We start from the raw sequence: 20,480 nt of genomic DNA, 5'->3' as shown, positions 1-20,480 counted from the left end.
TTACTATTCTACTAGTTTTTGGCTTATTCGTCAACCGCTCTAACCCGATTCTCAAAGAAAAGCCTCTGGATTGGCTTGGGTATCATTATAGAAAGAAAAAGGCAAGCACCGTCTTCTGCTTACCTTTTCGTGATTTTTATAAATAATATAAGAGTGGCCAAGCATTGTAAAACATGTGAACTAGAGTAGAAACCCATAGGTTTTGGCTCTTTTTATAAGCAAAGCCCAGTAACAAGCCCCCAAGTAGATAAAAAATAAACGAAGGGACATTAGAAGGTCCATGCATAAAAGAAAAGAGAGAGGAAGTCAGTACAATCCCTAACCAAGAATTGTCAAAAACCGCACCTTGAAGAAGGCCTCTGAAAATGAGTTCCTCCTGGATGGGTCCAAAAACTGAGGAAGTCAAAATCAAAGACAGAGAAATTCCTCTGCTGACTTCCGCCAAGTGTTGAACTCCTGCGTCAGAAGAAACAGCGAAGAAATGAATGTAAACCAGCGTCTCAAGTACACTTAGAAGAAAGATTGCAACGAAAAGCAAAAGTTCTTTCTTGCTTAACATCCCAAAAGAAATCATTTCAAACTTTCTAGCATAAGCAATACTCAGAGAGGTTACTAGAAGACTTACAATAATCAATGCAGATTCATTTTGAAAAAAATCCCCATGGTTAATCGTATAAGGAACTGTAATGACGATTAGTAATACTAAAAATCCAAAACAAAAGGCATGAAATTTATCAAAAAACTCCATAAAATTATCCCCTTCACGAAACAAACTTCCCTACAAGTCATCTTTTAGTCTAGTCTTTCCAAAACAAACCATTTTATACTAACGTCGCCTTGTTGTACTCCAGTACAGCCTGCTACTAGTTTGCTCTTTGATTTTCATTAAATATAAGTTAAGAGTGGCAAACTGTTGTAAAACATATGGACTAAAGTGGAGACCCATAGATTTTGGCTCTTTTTATAAGCAAAGCCCAGCAACAAGCCCCCGAAAAGATAATAGCAAAACGAAGGAATATCATAAGGTTCATGTATGAAAGAAAAGAGAGAGGATGTCAGCACAAGCCCTAGCCAAGAATTTTCAAATACAGCCCCCTGAAGAAGCCCTCTAAACATGAATTCCTCCTGGATAGGTGCCAAAACTGTAGCACTAACAATAAAGGAAAGCGAAAGTCCTTTACTAGCTTCCTCAAGATGTTGAACCGAAGCACCAGAAACAACTGAGAAAAAGGCATGATAGCTAATACTTACCAGCACAGTGAGAAGAAAGATTCCAATGAACAGCAAAAGTTGTTTCCTGCTTAACATCCCCAAAGAAATCATATCAAACCATTTCGCATAGCCAAAACTAAGGAAAAGCAAGAGACTCTTTACAGCAATGAATGTGTACTGGTGTTGAAAATAATCCCCTTGATTGACGGAATATCCCGCTGCACCAACGATTGCAAATACTAAAAATCCCAAAAACAAGGCATGACATTTATTGAAAATGGCCATAAAACTATCCTCCCCACCAAACAGACTTCCCTACACGTCATCCTTAAGCTCTAACCTTTCCAAAACAAACCATTTGAGTATCCAAAATACGATCACATAAACACCCCCTAAGAAGATAGCTATTAAAGATAGCATGGGATTTAGGAAATAAAAGACCACAACAGATACAAAGGTTAGCACAAAAACATTGAAGGCAATGGTGTCAGAAGCCAAGTCTAGAATATAGGGTGTCAACCAGTCTAAGGTTTTTGAATCTAGGAAAAATAAGTGTTTATACATGATGACCTCCTCTATGGATGAAAAGCAAGTCTTTTGGTTTTTTACCCCAAGACCCTATGTAGAAAAGTGAGCAAAAATGGTAAGTTTGCGATGATATTATTAACAATATGAATCGAATAAGAAGGATAGATACTCTTCGTATAACGTGTCAGCCAGGCAAATAGACAGCCCACTGCCGTATAGACAAAAATATCTGCAAGAGTTGGTAAGCTAGAAAAGTGGGGCAAGGCAAATAAGAATGACGGAAAGAGAAGATCCAGCCCCCACCTCGAATTCTTAAAGAAGGCATGTTGAAGCAATCCCCTACATACCAATTCTTCCATCAGAGGTCCTAGTACGATTAAGGTCAGATAAACACCAAACTCCGCAAAATTTGTCTCACTATAGGCAATAAACAAATTCCAACCTTCATTGGTCCCCTGAACGTGTTTAGCTGTCAGATAGTTAAAGCAGATAAGCACAATGGCTGCTAACACCGTCAGAACAGAATAGCTCAACCACTTTTTCCTAGGGATACGAAAGAGATAAGCATGACCCGACCTGACTAAAATCCAAATCATCAAGCCGATAAAGAGAAGGCTGATGATGTTTCGAATCCAGATAAGATTTCCTACCCAAGACGAGAACTCCCAATAATTTCTCCAAAATTGGGTTGTCCAAAACAATCCGAAAAACAGAAACAAATAAGAAAGAATGGCACTCGTTTTGAAAAGAATAGGGTGTTTTTTCATAGAATTCCTCCCTACTATGATCTACCCTTACCAGGCTCTACTACTGCAAGATTAAGAAGACAGTTTGTTCTTTTTAAGACTGACCTGACTACTAGATAATAGATACATTAAGGCATTAAAGACAATGAAAATATGGCCATAGAATAAAATCAACCTCACATCCAAACCAAGATACAGTTTGACCATCAAAAAGATGAGCAAAAGAATTTGAAACCATACCGTTTTTCCAAAAATAAATTTAAAGCGGTTTTGAATGTCTACTTCCTTGATTTTTACCGCCACCCCTTTATTAGCAAGAAGGAAAACGCCTGCTTCAAACAAGCCACTGTAGAGAACAAGCCACCCAATCGACACATTAGAGATTTGTAAAAATGTCCCTAAAAGAATATTCAACATACTACTCAAGAAAATAACAAGAAATAATCTGTATTTCATATTAAATACCTCCATTCATTTATTTCACGAACGGTTTAATAAAACCTTCTAATCAAAAATTCTGTCAGAAGAGGAAGGCAAACTACTTTTTATAATACTTCAAACCCCAAATGAGCAAAAGCATGATAAGCAAGCAGAGAATAGCACCAATATAGGCGATTAGTTGTTGGTAGGATTCTCCTGCTGTGATACCTCTATACAAACAGATAATAGACATAAAGCCTGTCAAGCCAATATACATGAGTTGATTGGTTCTAGGACTAACCAAATCATCATCTTCAAACTCTCTTGTCCTCATTTCCCTAGTGAGGTAAACAGTAACCAAAATAGAAGCCAAATTAATAACCACTAAAAGAAATTGGAAAACCAAGGAAAAATTTAAAAACTGACGAGATAGAAATAGATAAGTGGAGACAAGTAAGGGCAACTGACCTAGGAACAATCTTGCAAGAAAGATGTTCCGTTTTTTAGCAAGAAAAGTTTTCATTTCTTTGCTCCTTTCTTTTTCATTAAAGCAAAATAGATCATCACTGCAATCACATAGGCTATGGTATAAAATAGCTGATACCAAGCACTCTCCCTAAGCGGATATAGAAAGATGGACATGATTAGATACAAGATGAAAATGACAAGTATTTTTTTCTTCATAAGATTTCCTCCTGAATCTTTGTTGAGCAAGAACCTTTATACTGTTAGTATAGCACTCGTTTTGACCTTGGATCACTCAAATCGTAAATGGTCATCAAAACATCTTGAATTGTAAGAAATTTAAAAAAGCAAGCATGAAAAACATACTTGCCCTTTACACCGTATTGATACCAACTTAATTTGTAGATTTTTTATCCTGCTATCACATATCATTTTGACAGGCGAAACAATATTAAAGAAACTCCACTGTAGATTAAACTAGCGATAAAAAATCTTTTCATCTAATTAGATCTATCTTTATTCTTCTTTGGAGATTTTAAAAATTTTTCCCTAATTAAAGAAGTAATAAAAGAAACAAACATGCCAACAACAAAAACAATAAGAAAACTTTTGAAATCCATAATTACCTCCAAGTACAGTTCCTCTACTTACAGGCTCAAGCCTTTAAGCAAGCATAATAGGCAATGGTAACATTGTTTTTGCATTCACGAGGAATACTATTTTTATTTTCGTCCTATTGCAACCTTAATAAGGTTAGTATACTACTATTTTTTAAAGTTTTCCATCCAAATCATAAATGGTCATCAAAACATCTTGAATTGTTAAAAAATTTAAAAAGCAAGCATGGAAAACATACTTGCTCTGGGGGAACTTGACAATGTGAAAATAAAAAATAGAAAACTACTCACCCTCACTTCCGTATGTTCTCATATATTCTCATGATCGCAACAAGGATAGCAGCTGTCCCACTTGCCAAAGCGATAAGGGTAATGATAATGTTGAGGATTTCAGGCGTACCCCCTATTCTGTTGATAAGACGGAGTAGGGATATAACTGTCAACTGAATCAGGAGTATTGATTCTACTCTTACAAATGAAGTCAGTTGATTTTCAACCGCATATAAAAAGGCTGGTAGTAAAACACAGGCTATAGCAATCACAAACAGATTGCTCCCTGTTTCTTCTCCCTTGTTCACCACGGAAAACATGAGAAGATTCGATGATATAATCAACGTAGAACAGATGATAAAAAAGGATTTCTTATTCATTTAATATACCTCAGATACTCTGGTAAAAATCAAACTGGATAAAGACAAAACTTTATCTGTTAACTTCTGCCAATTTTTTCACAAATCTTCTAATCATCAACTGACATCAAGTGAATCGTTAAAATCTGACGAAAAACTTGATTTTGACAGGTGGTATTCAGGCTGGTATTGGGATGACTTTCCACAATTTTCATGACGGTATAAAGACCAACTCCTCTCTCCTCCCCTTTAGAACTTGCTCCAAAGAAGAAGATTTCAGAAATATCGATGCTCTCTTCTTTGATGGAGTTTTCAATGATAAAGGTCTCCTGTGCTCCATTTTTTAAAAAAGCAATTGAAACATGAGGTTGACTAGCTTCTACACTGGCTTCAATAGCGTTGTCACAAAGGATAGACACAATGGTTAGAAAATCAAGCAGGCTCATCCCCTCGACCTGAATCTCCTCTGGAACTTCGATATTAAAGATAATCTTCTTATTCCTAGCTTTTAAAAATTTCCCTGCCAGAAGACTTTTGAGGGCACGGTCCCGAATATTCACCAATCGACCAAGGTCATATTTATTATCCTGCAATTTTTCACTGGAATCTTTTAAGACCGAGTCGTAGACCTCTTTTATCTGCTCCATATCCTCCTCTTCAATGCCCAGACGTAAGCTGGTCAAGAGGTTGGTATAATCATGACGAAAGCTCCGTACTTCTTTGTAAAGCTCCTCTATATGCCGACTATATCGCTCTATATCTCTGTAGCGCAAGGCCTGTTCTTGGTCCAATCTCTCATGGAGTTTGTCCTTCAAATAGGTATCCAATTTCTTAATAATTCCCATAAAAAAGAGCAAGTAAAAGACTAGGATGAGATGGCGAACAGTCTTTGATTGAATCCCCTGTTCATATTCAAAGTAAGACAGATTTTGTATCACCAAATAGTAAGCCCCCATTATCCAGTTAATCTTAGTAAGGGACTTTTGAAAAGCTTTATCTAGAATCTCCCTTCTCAAGTTAGTGAAATCATAGTCTAACCATTTCAAAAAGGCTAGAGAAATGAAGAAATTGAAAATTATTATACACAACCAAATCAAAGAGTAATCATCATGTACTTGCTCTTGTCCCAAAAATGGAAGCACAAAATAAGAAATACCTCTATAAAAGAGATTCACCAATATCATTGGAAAGAGACCATAAAAGAAAAGGAGTTTTTTAGGAAGCCCTCTTAACAATAAGAAAGACAAGCCTATACCGTACAAGGGTTCCGTAAAATAAGATAGGTAAGTATTTCCTACTATATAGTTAATCGTTACAAAAACGACTGCTAAAAGTAACTTAAAAAGAAAAGCTTTAAAAAATCTCTCCAGAGTTAGAACAATTCCATCCACCTTAAAAAATATAAACAATTCCAATCCAACTATCAAAAATGTATATACTATCTTCCAAACTATTTCCATTACATTACCTCACTTAGTGTAAGTTAGTGATAGCCTCAGATACTTCCCTGACCTTATAACGCGCGATTAGACAGCTTCCACCATTAGGAAAGAAAAGGAGTTTTTCTTTCTTATCCAAACGAACTACATTAGTTGGATTGACTAGAAAAGAGCGATGGCACTGCAAAAGACGAGGCTCCTGCTTGAGAACCTCCTCTAAACTCGCCGTAAATTCCAGCCTGTCCGTCTTGGTATAGAGAATAACACGATGGGGTCTTGGGGACGTTTCGATATAGTCAACCTCTTTAAAGGGATACTGGAATTGAGCAAATTTTGATTTAAAGTAAAAGCAATCTTCCGCCAGACTTTTACTGTCTTGACTATTGGCATAGAGAAGGGCTGTCTCGATTCGAGATTCAAACTCCTCTGCCGAAAGGGCCTTATCAATGTAGTCCAAAGCAGACACTTGGTAGCGAAAGGACAGGGGCATAAACTCTGAGTGAGTCGTCACAAAGACGATTAGGGCATAAGGATCCCGATCCCGAATCTTTCTAGCCACCTCTAGGCCTTTCATCTCCTCATTTCGAATCTCAATATCCAAAAAGAATAGCTGATGCGCCCCCTTCTCATGCACCTCTGCCAGCAGTTGATCTGGCTTACCAAAAACTTCAAAAGAACTCGGAGTGATATGATGTTCCTTCAAAAGTTTTTCAATCGTCGTTTCAATCCTAGTCTGTTGGGAAAAATCATCTTCTAAAACAAATATTCTCATCTTCTTACTCCCCTTGTTTCAATTTCTTCCTAAAAAGAGAATAGCAAAAATACTCTGACACAAGCCCACCAAATCTTAAACAGGCCTTCAAAGCTCCTGAAAGGTATCTTGTTACTCAAATAAGCATGATAATCTTACAACTATTTTATCATAAAATCTTAACAGTACCATTCAGGAAATTTCAAGGGCAATTAAAGATTTTATGGTGAAAAAGGAGATAAAAGTGATAAACTGACAGTATCAAAACACGGTTGCTAGAAACAAGACTAGCACCCAGATTAAAGGAGGAATTCTCATGACAGATACAGACCCTATCAAAAGAGCTCAGACTTTGATTACTGACTTAAACAAAGCCTATCAAGCATGCAAACAGGCAACTGCTGACGACGTCCGCTTTCAAGAGCAATTAAACTCTATTCTTGGTTTTCTAGCCAAGGCTGAGACTGTGGATAATCGAGTCTTGATTGAACTGGAAAAATTTTACCAGACTTCCAGTCTTCTCATGGGACTCAGCGCTCTTGATCCAGATGCTCCTACTCGCGCCGCTTGGCGGGCCTATGACCGCTTCCACTTTGACCAGGTCAAGACCAAGTTGAGTCTCTACGGACCAACCATTATCCTATAGTAACTAAAAAGAAGCTGAGACAAACTGAACTCAACTTCTTTTTTAGTGTCATACAGGCAATGTTAGTCCTGCATCTGACGTTTGACCTGATAAGGCAAATACAAGACTTGTAAAACCAAACCAGCTCCCAGTAAGGCTAGAAGGGCTAGTTTTTCTTGGAAGGTAATCAATCCAACAACTAATTCCACTACTAAGACCAAACTGGTCAATCCTCGGACTACCGCCTGCAAGCCTTTTTCCTTTTGCCCCTTGTCCAGTGGAAAAAGTTGGGTCAAATACTGGTAGTCAAAGGCATGATAGAGGGCCAGCAACTGGAAGAGCAAGAGGTAGTTAAAGAGAACTACCACTGCTGTCGCAATCCAAGCTTGCTCGATAAAGACCTGCGCCAACAAAGAAAGCAAGAGAAGACGGAGACTGAGCGCAAAGAGGTCTCCATTTCGCAGATAAGAACGCAGATAGAGATTTTGCCAAATCTTCCCAGGCACCTTCTGAACAGCCTTTAGGATAAAGTCCAGATAGGCACGACGCTTGACGCTGTTTGAAATTCCCTTGACCTGCGTAAAGAGGGCAAAGAAACGAAGCAAGACTTGCTTGCGCTTGCTTTCTTGGGAAATGACATAATCCCAGTCTAGTCCAGTTTCAGTGAAAAATTTGCTGGCCTTTTGACGAAAGAGGAAATATTTACCTACTCCCAATAAAAGCACATAGACCAGAAAAACAGGCAAGCCATAACCCATTGCTAAAAATAAGGGCGCAAATAACAGCAAGAAAAGGGTCTGTACAAAGAGCCAAAAGACTAGGGAAATGCCAGTTTGACGCTTGATATGAAACTTGATTTCCTCTTCTCCAACCAAGAGAAAGAGCTTGTCTGGAGCCTCCATATAGGTGGCAATTCCTCCCCAAAGCAACAGTAAAACAGACGTAATTCCTACAAACAAAAGGATAGGCCAATGGTTTTCAGGAAAATCTTGTAAGAGTTGACTGTACTGGTAGGCTAGAAAGCCTAGCAGGACAAGCAGGAACAAGACAAAGTGATCATTGAGAACATAGCGCAGATAACCGACACACTCCTTACGAAAAGCCTGCTTTCTCTTTAAAAACAAGTCTTTCATAGCTCCTCCTCTTTGGTCAGAGCCAAGTAAATATCATTCAGACTAGCCTCAGGCATGTCAAAGGCTTCGCGTAGTTGCAGGAGATTTCCCTTGGCGCGCACCTCTCCCTTGTGGAGAATGACAAAGGCATCACACATCTTCTCAGCCGAATCCAGCACGTGGGTACTCATGAGAATAGACTTGCCTTTTTGCTTTTCCACTTCCAAAAGCTGAATCAAGTCTGCAATAGCCAGCGGATCAAGACCAAGGAAAGGCTCATCCACGATGAAAAGACTTGGATCCACCACAAAAGCACAGATAATCATGACCTTCTGTTTCATCCCTTTTGAAAAATGAACAGGGAACCAGTCCAATTTCTGATCCAGACGGAACATTTTTAACAAAGGCTCCACTCTCTCAAAAGCCACTTTCTGCTCAATACCATAAGCCATGGCAACCGTTTCGATATGCTCTCTGAGGGTTAACTCCTCATACAGGCTAGGTGTCTCAGGAATGTAGCCAATTTGCTTACGGTAGTTAGTCGCGTCTTCTTGCAGGGTCAGGCCATTTATATTGATGGAGCCACTATAAGGTGTCAACAGACCGATAATCTCATTGATTGTCGTCGATTTTCCAGCACCATTGAGACCAATCAGACCGACCAGCTGCCCACTTTCAACAGCAAAGGACACATCTTTCAAGACAGGAACATGAACATAGCCACCTGTCAGGTTTTTAATTTCTAACATATTTTCTCCAAATCTGGTATAATGTAGCTATATTATATCAAAATTCAATACAGTAGAGGTAGATTTTATGTCAGATTGCATTTTTTGTAAAATCATTGCAGGGGAAATTCCTGCTTCAAAAGTATATGAAGATGAGCAGGTTCTTGCCTTTCTTGATATCTCTCAAGTGACACCAGGACACACCTTGGTCGTGCCAAAGGAACACTATCGCAATCTTTTAGAAATGGATGCTACTAGCGCCAGCCAACTCTTTGCCCAAGTACCAAAAGTAGCTCAAAAAGTCATGAAAGCTACCAAGGCTGCTGGTATGAATATCATTGCCAACTGTGAAGAAATCGCAGGGCAAACCGTCTTTCATACCCACGTTCACCTCGTACCTCGCTACAGTGCGGACGATGACCTCAAGATTGATTTTATCGCCCACGAACCAGACTTTGACAAACTTGCTCAAGTCGCTGAAACCATCAAAAACGCCTAAGGAGTTGCCATGAAATTATCCAATCTACTGCTATTTGCAGGAGCTGCAGCCGGAAGTTATCTGGTCACAAAAAATCGCCAAACCATCACAGATGAAGTCTTGAATACCACTGACCGCGTTCAAGCTATCAAGGATGATGTAGATATTATCCAAAACAGCCTACAAATCATTGACCAGCAAAAAGAACTCATCAAGGAATACCAAGAAGACCTGACTTACAAATTTAAGGTCTTGGAAAAGGATATCCAGACTAGACTAGCTGTGATCAAAGAAATACAGGAAACTGAAGATAAGTAAAAGAGCCCGACGGTTCTTTTTTAAAAGATAAACAAGTTATATCCCATCAACTATACATCATAATTTAGGCAACTCATACTCAATAAAAATCAAAGAGCAAACTAGAAAGCTAGGCACAAGCTGCTCAAAACACCGTTTTGAGGTTGTGGATAGAACTGACAAAGTCAGTAACATATATACGACAAACCGACGCTGACGTGGTTTGAAGAGATTTTTGAAGAGTATTATTCACCGTTTCATAACTAAATCAAAGACTTTCCGCCGTAATGAAAACACCTGAAACAACTTGGTTTCAGGTGTTCGGAAACTTTGAGACCTAGGCTCAAAGTTTAGGTATGGAACTTCGAAGAAGGTCGCTACCGTCCGTCATCACTTAAGGAAAGTCTTAAAAAATCTATAAACAAAAAGAGCCCAACGGCTCTTTTTACTTTTATTCTCCTTCAAAGGCATCTTTAATATGGTCAAAGAAGCCTTTTTTCTTTGGATTGACTTTCAAATCACCTGCCGCAGCAAATTCTTTCAAGGCTGCTTTTTGGCGGTCGTTCAAGCCTGTCGGAGTCACGACATTAACAGTAACATATTGGTCACCAACTGCACCACCACGAAGACTTGGAGCTCCCTTGCCGCGTAGACGGAATTTCTTACCAGTCTGAGTTCCCTCTGGGATAACCAATTCAACATCACCATGAACAGTTGGGATATCAACTGTGTCACCAAGAGCTGCTTGGACAAAGTTGAGGTTGAGATTGTAGAAGATAGTCGTTCCTTCACGTTCAAACTTGTCGCTGGCTTCCACAGAAACCACTACATACAAGTCACCATAAGGTCCACCGTTAAATCCAGCTTCACCTTGACCAGCTAGGCGAATTTGTTGACCAGTTTCCACACCAGCAGGAATTTTGACATGTACGCTATGGGCTTGTTTTTCATGACCTGTTCCGTGACATGTTGTACATGGATCTTTGATTTCTTTTCCGCGACCATGACAGACATCACAGGTTACTTGACGACGCATCATACCAAGCGGAGTCTGCGTATCGACGTTAATGACACCAGCACCATGACAGCGTCCACAAGTGACTGGACTTGTTCCTGGTTTAGCACCTGAGCCATTACATGTACTACAGCTTGCTTCACGATTGTACTTAACCTCTTTTTCAGCTCCAAAAATAGCTTCTTCAAAGGTCAAATTCACACGGTATTGGAGGTCATCCCCCTGACGAGGAGCATTTGGATTGCGTGAAGCACCGCCTCCGCCGAAGAAACTTGAGAAGATATCTTCGAAACCACCGAAGCCTCCTGCCCCATCGAAACCGCCGAAACCACCAGCTCCACCAAAGCCACCGTTGGCTCCAGCCGCACCATATTGATCATAGGCAGCACGTTTTTGGTCGTCACTCAAAGTCTCATAGGCTTCCTGAACTTCCTTGTACTTTTCCTCAGCACCAGGCTCCTTGTTGATATCTGGGTGGTATTTTTTCGAAAGCTTACGATAAGCCTTTTTGATTTCGTCTGCCGAAGCGTTTTTTGACACCCCCAGACGATCATAAAATTCAGTATTGTTCATACAAGATACCAAGACCGTAAAATTCGACTGAAAAATAGGAAATCTGACGCTGGAGCGATGCTCCTAGACAGATTTATCTTTTTTCCGAGAATTTAGGTCGGGTTCAATTCCTTTCCTTTATATTGAGTTAGAAATTTCGGAAAATGTGTTCAGTTACGAACACTCTTTGTTCCTTTCTATTGATATTTTGAATCAAACCTCGATTTAGGTCAGGTTCAATTCCTTTCTTTCATATTGAGTAAGAAACTTCAGAGCTCGGCTACAATTCCCCGAACACCTTTGTTCCTTTCTATAATTTTCATGTAAATCTTTAGAGGCTGTTTTCTATACTCTGCTTCACTTCATCAAACTCTTTGTCCGATAAGGTAAAAATCAAATTCTCTTCTGAATATTCGTTCTGTTCTTTAAAATAGTTGTCAGTATTTTCTGCCAAACTTAGACCAAGAATCACTTTTCTTGCAAACTCTAGATGTGCAAAGCCAATAGCAGTAATGATATTTTTATCTTGCAGGACAGCTTTTGCTTTGAAATTTTCCCGAGGAAGAAATTCAAAATAGTCAAAGAAGTTTTGCCAAATCCCACCTGTAAATTTCGTATCGTTCAATAAACCTGCTTTCGCCAATAAAAGAGGCGCTGAAGAAATGGCTGCAATTAGGATATCTTGCTCATTAAGACTTCTCAAAAACGAGATCAATCTCTCATCTTGTAGAGCAGGACCTATATTTACCATTCCTGGCAAAATCACACAAGAATAATCTTCTATACGGATCTGATCCAATGTTTTCGTCGGTTGACAGGACAAACCATCCTCAGAGACCACCATCGAATTCTCAGAAGCTACATAATCAATCATGATATCAAAAGACAGAGCTAAAGTACTTGTTAAAGCAGTTATCTCATAAAGAGAAAAATTAGGATAAATGATACAAAGTACTTTTTTCATACGCAACATCCTCTACCTTATCGAAAAACAGAGGCTGGGTTGCAACCTCTGGATTTCTTTTTATCATTACTACATTTAGACAAAGCACCTTAGTGATTAGTCATTCTTAACGACCTCGCTCCCCGATTTTCAAGTTCGGGATAAAATAGTCCACTGGACTATTTTATTTTTCCGTAAACTCTCCGTCTACGACGTCATCGCCTGCGTTTCCTGTTGCTTGCGCCCCTTCTGCTCCTGCTTGAGCTTGTTGCGCTGCTGCAGCTTGTTCGTAGAGTTTAACAGCAAGGCCTTGAGCTTTTTCGTTCAATGCTTCAAGTTTTGCTTTCATGTCGTCCAAGTTATTGTCTTCTTGCGCTTTCTTAAGGTCATCAAGGGCAGCTTGGGCAGCGTCACGTTCTGCGTCGAAGCCTTTGCCTTCAGTTTCCTTGATTGTCTTTTCAGTCGCAAAGATTGCTTGGTCTACTTCGTTACGAAGGTCAACTTCTTCCTTACGTTTCTTATCTGCTTCAGCGTTAGCTTCTGCATCTTTCATCATGCGGTCGATTTCTTCGTCAGTCAAACCTGAGTTTGATTGTATCACAATAGTTTGTTCTTTTTGAGTTCCAAGATCTTTGGCCTTAACAGACACGATACCATTCTTGTCGATGTCGAAAGTTACTTCGATTTGAGGAATTCCACGAGGTGCAGCTGGAATATCTGTCAATTGGAAGCGTCCAAGAGTCTTGTTATCTGCTGCCATTGGGCGTTCACCTTGAAGAACGTGGATATCAACGGCTGGTTGGTTGTCTGCTGCAGTTGAGAAGACTTGTGATTTAGATGTTGGAATAGTAGTGTTGCGATCGATAAGTTTTGTAAATACTCCACCCATTGTTTCGATACCAAGTGACAATGGTGTTACGTCAAGAAGGACAACGTCTTTAACATCACCAGTAATCACACCACCTTGGATGGCAGCACCCATAGCAACTACTTCATCAGGGTTTACTGATTTGTTTGGTTCTTTACCAGTTTCAGCCTTAACAGCTTCAACAACGGCAGGGATACGAGTTGAACCACCAACAAGGATAACTTCGTCGATTTCTGACAAGCTCAAACCTGCATCAGAAAGGGCTTGACGAACTGGAACTTTTGTACGTTCTACAAGGTCACGAGTCAAATCGTCAAATTTTGCACGAGTCAAAGTCATTTCCAAGTGAAGAGGTCCAGCTTCACCAGCAGTGATAAATGGCAAGCTGATTTGAGTTGAAGTTACACCAGAAAGGTCTTTCTTCGCTTTTTCAGCTGCATCTTTCAAACGTTGCATTGCCATCTTGTCAGTAGACAAGTCAATACCGTTTTCTTTCTTGAATTCTGCTACCAAGTGGTCGATAATTTTTTGGTCAAAGTCATCACCACCGAGTTTGTTGTCCCCTGCAGTTGACAATACGTCGAAGACACCGTCACCCAATTCAAGGATAGAGACGTCGAATGTACCACCACCAAGGTCAAATACCAAGATTTTTTCTTCTTTGTCAGTCTTGTCCAAACCATAAGCAAGAGCTGCTGCAGTTGGTTCGTTGACGATACGTTCTACTTCAAGACCAGCGATTTTACCAGCGTCTTTTGTGGCTTGACGTTGAGCGTCGTTGAAGTAAGCAGGAACTGTGATAACTGCTTTGGTTACTTTTTCACCAAGGTAGTCTTCAGCATAACCTTTCAAGTATTGAAGAATCATAGCTGAGATTTCTTGTGGAGTGTATTCTTTTCCGTTAGCAGAAACTTTTTCAGAAGTTCCCATTTTAGATTTGATAGAGATAACTGTATCTGGATTTGTAACTGCTTGACGTTTTGCAGCATCACCAACGATGATTTCACCGTTTTTGAATGAGACTACAGATGGAGTTGTACGGTTTCCTTCTGGGTTTGCGATGATTTTGCTTTCAGTTCCTTCAAGAACTGCAACTGCTGAGTTTGTTGTACCTAAGTCAATACCGATAATTTTAGACATGTGTTTTTCTCCTTAAATTTTATATTCTATTTTTCTTTTTGATACTCTTCTTAAGTGGCGGCGCCGTCAGAGCTTGACTTCGTCAATCTCTTTGACTAAACTTTGAGCCTAAGGTCTAAAAGTTTGCGCAAATAGCGCCACGGCGAAGAGTATCGTCTTTGGTTCGCTTCGCTCACTATTGCAAAGCCAAATATATTTTATCTTTCTTCATAGTTTATTGTCGTTTCGGACAAGTTTTTTAAGTTCTCTAGCCTAGTTGTACACCACTACCATAGCTGGGCGTAGGATGCGGTCATGGAGTTTGTAGCCTTTTTGGAAAACTTGAGCGATGGTATCTGCTGGGTGTTCATCGTCTGCTGGAAGAGTTTGGATGGCCATATGATAGTTATGGTCAAATTCACCGTCAGCTGCGATTTCTTCGATTCCTTCTTCTTTCAAAGCGTGAATCAAGCTTTCTTGCACCATTTCCAAGCCCTTCTTCACATCATCTGTCAAACCTTCAACTGCGAGTGCACGCTCAAGGTTGTCCAAAGAAGGGAGAATCGCTTTTGCCAAGTCCTGGCTACGATAACGTTGCAAATTTTGACGCTCTTCATTGGCACGGCGTTGGATATTTTGCATTTCTGCATGAGCGCGAAGATATTTATTTTCGAACTCATCTGCACGTTCATTTGCCAAGTCCAGTTCAGACTTCTCAGGAGTTGTTTCTTCTACCGTTTCCACAACTTCCTCTTCTTGAACTTCTTCTACTTCTTCATTTTTTATATCTTGGGCCATTTTCGCCTCCTTTAATGATTTCAATCTTAATGTACTTCGTAATGATTACTGCTGAGGTAGCGGTAAAAATCTGTCAACTTCATGGTCAAAACACGATTGACTACATTGACTTGGTTGATTAATTGCTGATAATCCAGATTAACTGGACCGATAATGGCTAGAATTCCAACTCCCCGATAAGGAATGAGGAACTTGCTACTAATCACCGCTAGGTCGGCTAGACAGGACTCTTGACTGTCTGCAACACGAACGTTTTGCATCTGATCTTCACGCAGACCCTCACGAATCTCCAGAGCCACCTTTTGCGGTTGGTCAAAGAACTGATAAGCTGCCAGATTGGCAAAATTCAAGAGATTGACTTTGCCCGCCACCACAATGTTTTCGTTGAACATTTCTTTAAAGATATGTTCAAAGAGATCGATAACATTGTCCGTTGTTGTAAAGTAACGCTGGATAATCTGCGGAATCTCCGTCCGAATCTTGTAGTGAATATCTAGAACGGTGTGGCCGAGGAAACGTTCCTGAATGATGCTCTTCAGCTTCAGCAAATCCTCCTGCAAAAAGTTCCTTGGAATCAGAAACTGACTGGTAACCGTTCGAGACTCGTCTAGGGTAAATACTGCCAAGGCTGTATGTTGCCCCAAAACAACTATATCAAAGGCTGTCAAACGTTGCCTGCTCGGCTCAACATCCAGTGCTACTACCGTACAGCCACTCAAGTCTGTCAGCAGGTTAGCAGCCTCTTGCAGAATATCCTCCAATTTGAAGAATTCCTGATCAAAGGCTTTGACAATCTCATAAACCTCATTTTCAGCCAGTCGGTCAAAATCCAGTGAGTGTTTTACATAGTACTGAAAACCAGCAACACTTGGCATCCGACCACTTGAAGTATGAGCCTTCTCAAGCAAACCTTGCTTTTCTAGAGCCGCCATGTCATTACGAATAGTTGCACTGCTAGAGTTAATAGACTCTTGCAAGGCTTTGGATCCGACAGGTTCGTGCGTTTTGGTAAAGATGTCAATAATCAGATTTAGAATATCCTGCTGACGCTCTGTAACCATCTCATCACTCCTCTCTGTCTGATCGATTAGCACTCGATACACTCAAGTGCTAACTCATGATTCTATTATACACCCTTAAAAGAGAATGTCAAGACAAAAACTCAAAAAATTAGCACTCTTGTTAAAAGAGTGCTAAAAATCAGTCTAACGACCTAGAACCTTACTGTTTATCTACTCGGTATGCCCTTTTAAGTCTAAAAAAACCATAGATTAGATAAGAAATCATAAGAGCATATAAAACAAAAATAATGAAGAAAGACATAGAAAGATCTTCTCTAAACGAACTCATACAAACAACAAGACCGCCTGAGAAAGCAACTGTACATGAACGAAGTCTATTTCGCATAACTTCCCATCTGAGCCCCTTACTCATATAGACTTTATCTTCTGGAAGTAAATTAGAAGACGATTTACGAAGAATCGAACAAGAACCTGCTCCTATCAATTCCCAACCTCTATTTCTAAAATCTTGCAGTTCATACTTATACTTTTTAAGAAATCTAGAATCATAGATACAGTAGATGACATCGTCTGGTTGACATTGGTCAAAATAGAAAAAACCAAAACGACTCGTTCTATACTTCCAACCTTTCAAATGCATCTCATGTAAATATTCTTCTTCCTTGTCCAAATCAACAATGGTGAAAATCCGAAATTGCTTTTTATTTATCATGACTTCCCCTCCAATTTTGAGCATACCTACCCTATCATAAATCTGATAATTCCTTCTTTTTATGCCATAACTTCCAGCTAATATAGGCAACTATTAACAAAAGGATTAAAGACAAGAAAATATCTAGCCCGACCGCAAATAAACTCCATAGACCATACGCATTACTTTTATTGAGCAACTTAAGTAAGAATGGTATATGTATGGCTAGCAAAAGTAAAACAGGTACTAATCGCAGTCTTAAAATGCGATTAACCATAGCTAACTTCCCGGCCGCGTCATTATAAATTTCAAACTCTGCATCCGATTCAATTTCAGAATGTACTTTTCTAAAATAGGAAAAACTATTAAAGTCTGTAATATGCTCCCAGCCACAGTCTTTAAACAGTTGTAAATAGGAAGCTCTCTCTGATTTTTCCATTGGGTAAAAGTCCAACTGATAAGACACTTGCTCAGGGTTACACTTTTCAAAGGTATACTTAACTGCAAACAATAAGATAGAATAGCTTACTTTCCTAAGTTTCCAGCCCTTAGCATGCATTTCTCTAAAGTATAGAGCCTCCCTCTCATAATCCGCAATTGTAAAAATTCGATAAACAATTTTCTTTTCCATCATACTTCCTCCCGACTGTTTCTATATAGCCGTTCAATACGATTCAATTCAATATCTAAGACTTTTTGTCCCAAATCTGTTATCTGATAAATTTTCCGTTTTTCCTCTTCTCGGACAAAGGAAATCAAACCATCCTTTTCCATTTTTGACAAGGTTCCATACATAGTTCCAGGACTAATCAAGACTTGCGAATCTGTCATCTCCTTGACCTTTTGCGTAATACTATAACCATGACCTTCCTTTTGCAGACAGAACAAGATATAAAAGCCCGTTTCCGTCATCGGAAGATAAACTCGACGAATCTTATCCGTTAATTCCATTTATAACCATCTCCTATTCAGTTCGATATATCGCATTTCGTTATATAAAATATATCACACCTCGATATAAAACACAAGAAAAAAGACCACCCTCAGGCAATCTTTCTTCTATATTAGTATTAGTAAAGGTCTAAATAATTATCAATTTCCCATTGTGAAACAAAGGTCGCATAGCTCGCCCATTCGATTCGTTTGGCTTCAAGGAAACTAGTATAGATATGTTCTCCAAGAGCTGCTCTGACAACCTCATCTTCAGTCAGAGCTTTCAAAGCGTTGTGAAGAGTTGACGGAAGGTCTGTAATACCAGCTTCCTTGCGCTCTTCTGCTGTCATGATGTAGATATTTTCTTCGATAGGAGCTGGTGCTTCGATTTTATTTTCAATACCATGCAAACCAACTTCCAATAGAACTGCCATAGCGATGTATGGGTTTGCCATCGGATCCACTGAACGCAACTCAAGACGAGTTCCCATACCACGTGAAGCAGGCACGCGCACAAGTGGCGAACGGTTACGACCAGCCCAAGCAATGTAAACAGGTGCTTCATAACCAGGAACCAAACGTTTGTATGAGTTAACTGTTGGGTTCATGATGGCAGTATAGTTGTAAGCATGTTTGATCAAACCACCAAGGAAATGGTAGGCCGTTTCTGACAACTGCATTCCTTTTGGATCATTTGGATCAAAGAAAGCATTGTTTCCTTCTTCATCAAACAAGGACATATTACAGTGCATACCTGATCCGGCAATACCAAATTTTGGTTTGGCCATAAAGGTTGCGTAAAGTCCGTGTTTTCGAGCAATGGTTTTAACAACAAGTTTAAAGATTTGAATCTTATCACAAGCTCGAAGAACTTCATCGTACTTGAAGTCAATCTCATGTTGTCCAACCGCAACCTCATGGTGACTTGCTTCTACTTCAAATCCCATTTTGGTCAAGACATTGACAATCTCACGACGTGTATTGTCCGCAAGGTCAGTAGGCGCCAAATCAAAGTAGCCACCCTTGTCATTTACTTCAAGTGTTGGGTCTCCATTTTCATCAAGTTTAAATAGGAAGAATTCTGGTTCTGGTCCAAGGTTGAAGGACTTGAATCCCACTTCTTCCATGTGACGAAGAGCACGTTTCAAATTGCCACGAGGGTCACCTGCAAATGGTTCACCTTCTGTTGTATAGACATCACAGATCAAACCTGCAACACTTCCATTTTCATCTCCCCAAGGGAAGACTGTCCATGTATCCAAGTCAGGGTACAAGTACATATCCGACTCATTGATACGTACAAAACCTTCAATAGAAGATCCATCAAACATAGCCTTGTTTGACAAGACTTTATCTAACTGTTCATCTGTGGCAGGAATTTCGACGTTTTTCATGGTTCCCAAAATATCTGAGAACATGAGACGAATAAAGGTAACATTTTTTTCCTTGACTTCACGACGAATATCTGCAGCTGTGATTGGCATGAGTTTTCTCCTTAATGTATGACTACTTGCGGTTGCCTAACCGCGACCAAAAGGTGACCGTACTGAAGCAAAGCGACCCTGTTGGAGGAGTTCATTGTGAAGTGCACGACGCACCTCAGTCTGACTCACCGCTTTCTTGGATTTCGCTTCACGTTCAGCATATTTTTTCTTAATGGCAGCGATATTATAACCTTCAGAGATATAATCTTTGATTTCAAGCAGACGATCCATGTCATTCAAGGAATACATGCGACGGTTCCCTTCGTTTCGATCAGGCTTAATCAACTCCTGATCTTCATAATAACGAATCTGACGCGCCGATAGATCGGTCAATTTCATAACACTGCCGATAGGAAAAACAGCCATATTTCGGCGAAATTCTTTTTCCTTCATTTACAATTTCCTTCTTTCTGTCTATTATAGTCTAAAAAAAGACAAACGTCAATTGATAATGTTATAAAATGTAACATTATTTTTCTTTTTTCTCTAAAATGAGCCGAATACGATCAATATCGTAATTTACGAGAATTGCGACAAAAACTCCCATGAAAGTTTCTGATACACGCGCAAATACGTACAAAATTGTTTCGCCACTCGGAATCGATAGGGTAATGATTAACATGGCTGCTACACCACCAATAACCCCTGCTTTGTTATTCATGGCTACATTTGTCATAATGGTTAACATGGTGCATATTGGAACAACTACTAAGGTTACCCAAAAGGCTTCGTGGAAAAAGGTATTTAATAAGAAGAAGACTAGGGCATAGAGGCCACCGATACTATTTCCTAGAATACGCGAAGTCCCAAAATGGACACTCTTATCAAAACTCTCCCTCAGGCTAAAAACGGCTGTCAAAGCACCAATTTGAAGACCTTTCCAACCAAAAAAGCCAAAAATCAAGAGAACTAGAAAAACAGCAATACCTGTTTTAAAGGTTCGCATACCAAGTTTGAACTGGGATTTATCGAATTTATATTTTTTAAAATAACTCATAATCTCAACTT

At 39.6% G+C, this 20,480-nt stretch carries 27 protein-coding genes; 3 read left to right on the top strand and 24 right to left on the bottom strand.

What is annotated here, in order from left to right; genetic code table 11:
* Positions 1-136: 136 nt before the first annotated feature.
* The 11 genes from QM843_RS04445 to QM843_RS04395 form a co-directional block, all read right to left on the bottom strand.
* The gene (locus QM843_RS04445) at positions 137-748 is read right to left on the bottom strand and encodes a CPBP family intramembrane glutamic endopeptidase (RefSeq protein WP_153210461.1); all 612 of its coding nucleotides are present in this window, start codon (positions 746-748) and stop codon (positions 137-139) included.
* A 137-nt stretch (positions 749-885) separates the two neighbouring features.
* The gene (locus QM843_RS04440) at positions 886-1,497 is read right to left on the bottom strand and encodes a CPBP family intramembrane glutamic endopeptidase (protein ID WP_261203395.1); all 612 of its coding nucleotides are present in this window, start codon (positions 1,495-1,497) and stop codon (positions 886-888) included.
* A 30-nt stretch (positions 1,498-1,527) separates the two neighbouring features.
* Positions 1,528-1,776: an immunity protein BlpZ gene (blpZ, locus tag QM843_RS04435; protein ID WP_261203396.1), complete on the bottom strand. Its 249-nt coding sequence runs from the start codon at positions 1,774-1,776 to the stop codon at positions 1,528-1,530.
* Between the two features lie 41 nt (positions 1,777-1,817).
* A complete protein-coding gene (locus QM843_RS04430; RefSeq protein ID WP_261203397.1) occupies positions 1,818-2,507 on the bottom strand; it encodes a CPBP family intramembrane glutamic endopeptidase in 690 nt (229 codons plus the stop codon).
* A gap of 51 nt (positions 2,508-2,558) precedes the next feature.
* A complete protein-coding gene (locus QM843_RS04425) occupies positions 2,559-2,942 on the bottom strand; it encodes an immunity protein (RefSeq protein WP_261203398.1) in 384 nt (127 codons plus the stop codon).
* A gap of 82 nt (positions 2,943-3,024) precedes the next feature.
* Positions 3,025-3,429, bottom strand: coding sequence for an immunity protein (locus QM843_RS04420; protein WP_414304567.1), 405 nt, complete (start codon positions 3,427-3,429; stop codon positions 3,025-3,027).
* Entirely contained in the window at positions 3,426-3,590 is a 165-nt protein-coding gene (locus tag QM843_RS04415) for a hypothetical protein (RefSeq protein WP_201058771.1), read from the bottom strand. The genes QM843_RS04420 and QM843_RS04415 overlap by 4 nt, the downstream gene beginning before the upstream one ends.
* Positions 3,591-3,871: 281 nt before the next feature.
* Entirely contained in the window at positions 3,872-3,991 is a 120-nt protein-coding gene (locus tag QM843_RS04410; RefSeq protein WP_004269601.1) for a PncF family bacteriocin immunity protein, read from the bottom strand.
* Positions 3,992-4,281: 290 nt separating this feature from the next.
* Positions 4,282-4,638, bottom strand: coding sequence for a hypothetical protein (locus tag QM843_RS04405; protein WP_414304566.1), 357 nt, complete (start codon positions 4,636-4,638; stop codon positions 4,282-4,284).
* An 89-nt stretch (positions 4,639-4,727) separates the two neighbouring features.
* Positions 4,728-6,077 carry a GHKL domain-containing protein gene (locus QM843_RS04400; RefSeq protein WP_414304565.1) on the bottom strand — a complete coding sequence of 450 codons (1,350 nt, stop codon included), beginning with the start codon at positions 6,075-6,077 and terminating at the stop codon, positions 4,728-4,730.
* Between the two features lie 13 nt (positions 6,078-6,090).
* Positions 6,091-6,828, bottom strand: a complete 738-nt coding sequence (locus QM843_RS04395) for a response regulator transcription factor (protein ID WP_414304564.1) — start codon at positions 6,826-6,828, stop codon at positions 6,091-6,093.
* 295 nt (positions 6,829-7,123) lie between these two features.
* Here QM843_RS04395 and QM843_RS04390 point away from each other — a divergent pair, with 295 nt between their 5' ends.
* A complete protein-coding gene (locus tag QM843_RS04390) occupies positions 7,124-7,453 on the top strand; it encodes a hypothetical protein (RefSeq protein WP_004261043.1) in 330 nt (109 codons plus the stop codon).
* A gap of 62 nt (positions 7,454-7,515) precedes the next feature.
* Here the strand turns inward: QM843_RS04390 and QM843_RS04385 are convergent, their stop codons facing one another.
* Both QM843_RS04385 and QM843_RS04380 read right to left on the bottom strand, forming a co-directional pair.
* On the bottom strand, positions 7,516-8,565 hold the full coding sequence (locus QM843_RS04385; protein WP_414300960.1) for an ABC transporter permease: 1,050 nt from the start codon (positions 8,563-8,565) through the stop codon (positions 7,516-7,518).
* Positions 8,562-9,293, bottom strand: coding sequence for an ABC transporter ATP-binding protein (locus QM843_RS04380; RefSeq protein WP_261017828.1), 732 nt, complete (start codon positions 9,291-9,293; stop codon positions 8,562-8,564). Before QM843_RS04380 ends, QM843_RS04385 begins: the two co-directional genes overlap by 4 nt.
* A 67-nt stretch (positions 9,294-9,360) precedes the next feature.
* Between QM843_RS04380 and QM843_RS04375 the strand changes: the two genes are divergently transcribed.
* Positions 9,361-9,771, top strand: coding sequence for an HIT family protein (locus QM843_RS04375; RefSeq protein ID WP_001278317.1), 411 nt, complete (start codon positions 9,361-9,363; stop codon positions 9,769-9,771).
* Positions 9,772-9,780: 9 nt separating this feature from the next.
* Positions 9,781-10,068, top strand: a complete 288-nt coding sequence (locus QM843_RS04370; RefSeq protein ID WP_120770564.1) for a hypothetical protein — start codon at positions 9,781-9,783, stop codon at positions 10,066-10,068.
* Between the two features lie 430 nt (positions 10,069-10,498).
* Here QM843_RS04370 and dnaJ read toward each other — a convergent pair whose 3' ends face one another.
* From dnaJ to QM843_RS04315, 11 genes are all read right to left on the bottom strand, one after another.
* Positions 10,499-11,635, bottom strand: a complete 1,137-nt coding sequence (gene dnaJ / locus QM843_RS04365) for a molecular chaperone DnaJ (RefSeq protein ID WP_001066308.1) — start codon at positions 11,633-11,635, stop codon at positions 10,499-10,501.
* Positions 11,636-11,945: 310 nt separating this feature from the next.
* On the bottom strand, positions 11,946-12,578 hold the full coding sequence (locus QM843_RS04360) for a DJ-1/PfpI family protein (protein ID WP_414304563.1): 633 nt from the start codon (positions 12,576-12,578) through the stop codon (positions 11,946-11,948).
* Positions 12,579-12,741: 163 nt separating this feature from the next.
* Positions 12,742-14,565 (bottom strand): molecular chaperone DnaK, encoded by a 1,824-nt coding sequence (dnaK, locus tag QM843_RS04355; protein WP_000034661.1) that lies wholly within the window; start codon positions 14,563-14,565, stop codon positions 12,742-12,744.
* A gap of 252 nt (positions 14,566-14,817) precedes the next feature.
* Positions 14,818-15,342 carry a nucleotide exchange factor GrpE gene (gene grpE / locus QM843_RS04350; protein ID WP_000046038.1) on the bottom strand — a complete coding sequence of 175 codons (525 nt, stop codon included), beginning with the start codon at positions 15,340-15,342 and terminating at the stop codon, positions 14,818-14,820.
* Between the two features lie 26 nt (positions 15,343-15,368).
* Positions 15,369-16,403: a heat-inducible transcriptional repressor HrcA gene (gene hrcA / locus QM843_RS04345; protein WP_000255759.1), complete on the bottom strand. Its 1,035-nt coding sequence runs from the start codon at positions 16,401-16,403 to the stop codon at positions 15,369-15,371.
* Between the two features lie 160 nt (positions 16,404-16,563).
* Complete coding sequence (locus QM843_RS04340) at positions 16,564-17,076, bottom strand: DUF2812 domain-containing protein (protein ID WP_070526504.1); 513 nt, start codon at positions 17,074-17,076, stop codon at positions 16,564-16,566.
* A gap of 34 nt (positions 17,077-17,110) precedes the next feature.
* Positions 17,111-17,686 (bottom strand): DUF2812 domain-containing protein, encoded by a 576-nt coding sequence (locus QM843_RS04335; RefSeq protein WP_070526516.1) that lies wholly within the window; start codon positions 17,684-17,686, stop codon positions 17,111-17,113.
* Complete coding sequence (locus QM843_RS04330; RefSeq protein WP_414304562.1) at positions 17,686-18,006, bottom strand: PadR family transcriptional regulator; 321 nt, start codon at positions 18,004-18,006, stop codon at positions 17,686-17,688. The genes QM843_RS04335 and QM843_RS04330 overlap by 1 nt, the downstream gene beginning before the upstream one ends.
* Before the next feature lie 119 nt (positions 18,007-18,125).
* Entirely contained in the window at positions 18,126-19,472 is a 1,347-nt protein-coding gene (glnA, locus tag QM843_RS04325; RefSeq protein WP_004255939.1) for a type I glutamate--ammonia ligase, read from the bottom strand.
* Between the two features lie 36 nt (positions 19,473-19,508).
* Positions 19,509-19,865 carry a transcriptional repressor GlnR gene (gene glnR, locus QM843_RS04320; RefSeq protein ID WP_000659548.1) on the bottom strand — a complete coding sequence of 119 codons (357 nt, stop codon included), beginning with the start codon at positions 19,863-19,865 and terminating at the stop codon, positions 19,509-19,511.
* 76 nt (positions 19,866-19,941) lie between these two features.
* Entirely contained in the window at positions 19,942-20,469 is a 528-nt protein-coding gene (locus QM843_RS04315) for an FUSC family protein (protein ID WP_004255937.1), read from the bottom strand.
* Positions 20,470-20,480: the final 11 nt, after the last annotated feature.

Origin of the sequence: Streptococcus mitis (genome assembly GCF_047463435.1) — a bacterium.
GTDB classification, from domain to species: domain Bacteria; phylum Bacillota; class Bacilli; order Lactobacillales; family Streptococcaceae; genus Streptococcus; species Streptococcus mitis_DS.
The sequence above is the reverse complement of the archived record's forward strand: the minus strand, read 5'-3'. Positions and strand labels throughout refer to the sequence as shown.